The organism is Ancylomarina sp. (genome assembly GCF_041555295.1).
Classification (GTDB): Bacteria; Bacteroidota; Bacteroidia; order Bacteroidales; family Marinifilaceae; genus Ancylomarina.
Genome location: NZ_JBFFKR010000356.1, coordinates 1 through 2951 on the forward strand (window position 1 = coordinate 1; position 2951 = coordinate 2951).

Sequence of the window (2951 nt, forward strand, 5' to 3'; positions counted from 1 at the left end):
ATATTTTCTTCGATTGTATGGCAAATATAGCTATAAATACTGAATTTCAGTCTAGAAATGTAATTCAGACATGAAGGTATTTATGATATATTAACAAAGCTCTTGTTGCTCAATTCTTTATTTATTTGCGTACAAAAATCAAGCTCCTTATTTTAAGGTATACGACTCTATTACAGTTTTGTTCCACAGAATCTGCAATACTGATCATCTGAATCATATCCCTCTGATAAGCAGTTTTCACAAACCTGTCCGGATGGTAACGCCTTGGTGGGTTTAGATAATTCTGCTGTAACAATTCCTGTAGGCACTGCAATAATGGCATAACCAATTATCATGACAAAGGAAGCAATAAGCTGACCTAATGCCGTACTAGGAGAAATGTCACCATAACCTACTGTTGTAAGTGTTACAATAGCCCAATAAATGCCACGGGGAATACTCGTAAAACCATTTTCAGCTCCTTCAATTAAGTACATCAAAGTTCCGATAATCACAACCATAGTAAGCACAGCAAAAAGAAAAACAGAAATCTTTATTCGACTTTGTTTTAATGCTTTGATAATAATTGCTCCTTCGTTCATATAACGGTTAAGCTTGAGTATTCGAAAAACTCTCAGTAATCGCAAAGCTCTAATTACCATGAAACCATGAGTCCCGACAAAGAATAAACCTAAGTAACTTGGAAGAATAGATAAAAAATCGATGATACCAAAAAAACTAAAAATATAGATTTTGGGTTTAGACACAATCCATATTCTCATACAATATTCAAGGCTGAATATAAGGGTAATACTCCATTCCAATATCTTTAGTAAGGAGCTATACTCATTCTCAATTGAGGGTACACTCTCGAGCATCACTAAAAGAATACTCAAAACAATAACGACAAGCAGTAAAATATCGAAGAGTTTTCCTGCTTTAGTATCAGACTCAAATATAATTTCGTAGAGTTTTGCTTTAATGGTCATACTATCGAATAAGTTTAATCTAGAAGAAATTTGAAATTGACTCGAAGTTAATTAATTCCAATGATCTTATCTAAGTCATTATCTAAAATGCGGTTTACAAAATATGATTTTTCATTTCATTATTGTTAGTTGCCAATTGTTATTGTAGTTTTGAGAAAAATTGAACCTTATGATTCTTGAAGATATAAAAACCAGCTTCAACGATGCTCACTCAGTACTAGAAGCATTTATTAACAAAGAAGAGAATTTTATTGCCATTGAAAAAGCCGGGGCAGCAATGTCTAATGCGATTAAAAATGGTGGGAAAATTATTTCTTGTGGTAACGGAGGATCCATGTGCGATGCCATGCATTTCGCGGAAGAACTAACAGGACGATTTAGAAATGATCGTAGATCGATGCCTGCTGTTGCAATTTCGGATCCAAGTCATATTACCTGCGTGGGTAATGATTATGGGTTCGATTATATTTTCTCTCGATATGTTGAGGGCATGGGGCAAAAGGGAGATGTCTTTTTAGGCATCAGCACTTCTGGCAACTCTAAAAACATTATTAATGCGATTAAGTCTGCTAAAGAAAAAGGGATGACTGTTGTTGGTTTAACAGGAAAAACTGGAGGCGAAATGGCTGAACTTTGTGATGTTGAAATTCGAGTTCCTTGGACAGGATACTCTGATCGTGTTCAGGAGATTCACATCAAAGTTATTCATTGCCTGATTCAATATATCGAATCTCAAATGTAGAGTCAGAGCAGTAATTCTATAAAACACAAAAAGACCCAAACCTCATCAGTTTGGATCTTTTTTTTGAATTCAACTCTTTAGCTATTTCGAATCGCTTTAACGCGATCTTTAAAACCAGCATCTTCTTCTATCAACATTAGTCGTGTTACGCCACTGCCACATTTGGCACATTTTCCTTTCATCAAGATTTCATCGGCATCCGTTAAAACCGTTATGTGATCGACAACGCCCTGTGGGCAGATATTACGGCAATTAGGGCAAAATACGGTATGCTCTAATAAATAGTTAAAAGCTTCTTTTTGTTCATTATTCAATAAATTATCGAATTGCGTACTCGCTAATTCAATTTCTTCGTTTTGTGGCATTCTCGTTTTGATCTTAAATTACTAATTCTTTTTTTTTTTGCAAACAGGGTTTAATTCTCACCATATAACAACTTATATTCTCGTTCTTTTGCCTGCTGCCACCATGCCTCCGGACTAACTGTCCAGTTATTATTACAAGTGACTTCCACCACTTTTTTTTCTTCAATCCACTTCATTAAATAGAAGCGTAAATCCTTTGTTGTTGAGTTGATCAGTCGCTTGGCTAGTTCTTCTTTCGAAAGCCCTGCTCCTTCTGTCAAATGGCCACCACCACCGTTTCCACGGTATGAGTTTAATGCCACTCTATAGGTTTTACCCAAATCAAAAGGCTGACCATTACTCATTTTGATAATGCGAATTCGGTTTCCTTTTTCTTTTTCCAAGTCAAGCTCATAGTCGATACCTTCAGCCGAATCGTAATTAAAAAACATGGTACTTAATCGATTCCCTTTTTCCGAAGATTCGATAAACAGCATCGGATCGGTCTTCTTTTTCATTTGTCGAAACCACTTATCGTAACTGTATTCTAAGAAATCTTTAATCTCCTGACCACTTAAATTCATGGTGTAGAGTAAATTTTCAAATCGATAAAGTTTAAACAAATCACGAACTTCGAGCATTCCCGAATCAATACTCGCATTGAAAGATAAAGGGGCTGTAAATGAAATATCAGCATCAGCCAAGTCAAGCTGAATATTGTGAATCAAGTCGACAAATGGAGAATCACCAAACATAGCTTCGGAGGTTCTAATGCGCTTTGTAAATCGCCCGACTGGTCTTGAAACGTAGTTTTTAACCTCAATAAATGATGGATGGAATCGCTCTTCGAATGCTTTTGAGACTGGCAGTGCTTTAACATCTACCAATTGAGGTTCA

General features: G+C 35.9%; 4 protein-coding genes. 1 reads left to right on the forward strand and 3 read right to left on the reverse strand.

The window, feature by feature from the left end; all coding sequences use genetic code 11:
• Positions 1 to 170: 170 nt before the first annotated feature.
• Positions 171 to 968 (reverse strand): ion transporter, encoded by a 798-nt coding sequence (locus ABY905_RS15830; protein WP_372645616.1) that lies wholly within the window; start codon positions 966 to 968, stop codon positions 171 to 173.
• A 169-nt stretch (positions 969 to 1137) separates the two neighbouring features.
• Between ABY905_RS15830 and lpcA the strand changes: the two genes are divergently transcribed.
• A complete protein-coding gene (lpcA, locus tag ABY905_RS15835) occupies positions 1138 to 1710 on the forward strand; it encodes a D-sedoheptulose 7-phosphate isomerase (RefSeq protein WP_372645618.1) in 573 nt (190 codons plus the stop codon).
• A gap of 77 nt (positions 1711 to 1787) precedes the next feature.
• Here lpcA and ABY905_RS15840 read toward each other — a convergent pair whose 3' ends face one another.
• Both ABY905_RS15840 and ABY905_RS15845 read right to left on the reverse strand, forming a co-directional pair.
• Positions 1788 to 2075, reverse strand: a complete 288-nt coding sequence (locus ABY905_RS15840; RefSeq protein ID WP_372645620.1) for a hypothetical protein — start codon at positions 2073 to 2075, stop codon at positions 1788 to 1790.
• A 50-nt stretch (positions 2076 to 2125) separates the two neighbouring features.
• A partial coding sequence (locus tag ABY905_RS15845; RefSeq protein ID WP_372645622.1) for a 5'-nucleotidase C-terminal domain-containing protein occupies positions 2126 to 2951 on the reverse strand: 826 nt, incomplete at its 5' end.

What these genes read in the sequence shown, in the direction of transcription:
- ABY905_RS15830 (WP_372645616.1), bottom strand. Translation starts at nt 968, where the DNA reads ATGACCATTAAAGCAAAACTCTACGAAATTATATTTGAGTCTGATACT.
- lpcA (WP_372645618.1), top strand. Translation starts at nt 1,138, where the DNA reads ATGATTCTTGAAGATATAAAAACCAGCTTCAACGATGCTCACTCAGTA.
- ABY905_RS15840 (WP_372645620.1), bottom strand. Translation starts at nt 2,075, where the DNA reads ATGCCACAAAACGAAGAAATTGAATTAGCGAGTACGCAATTCGATAAT.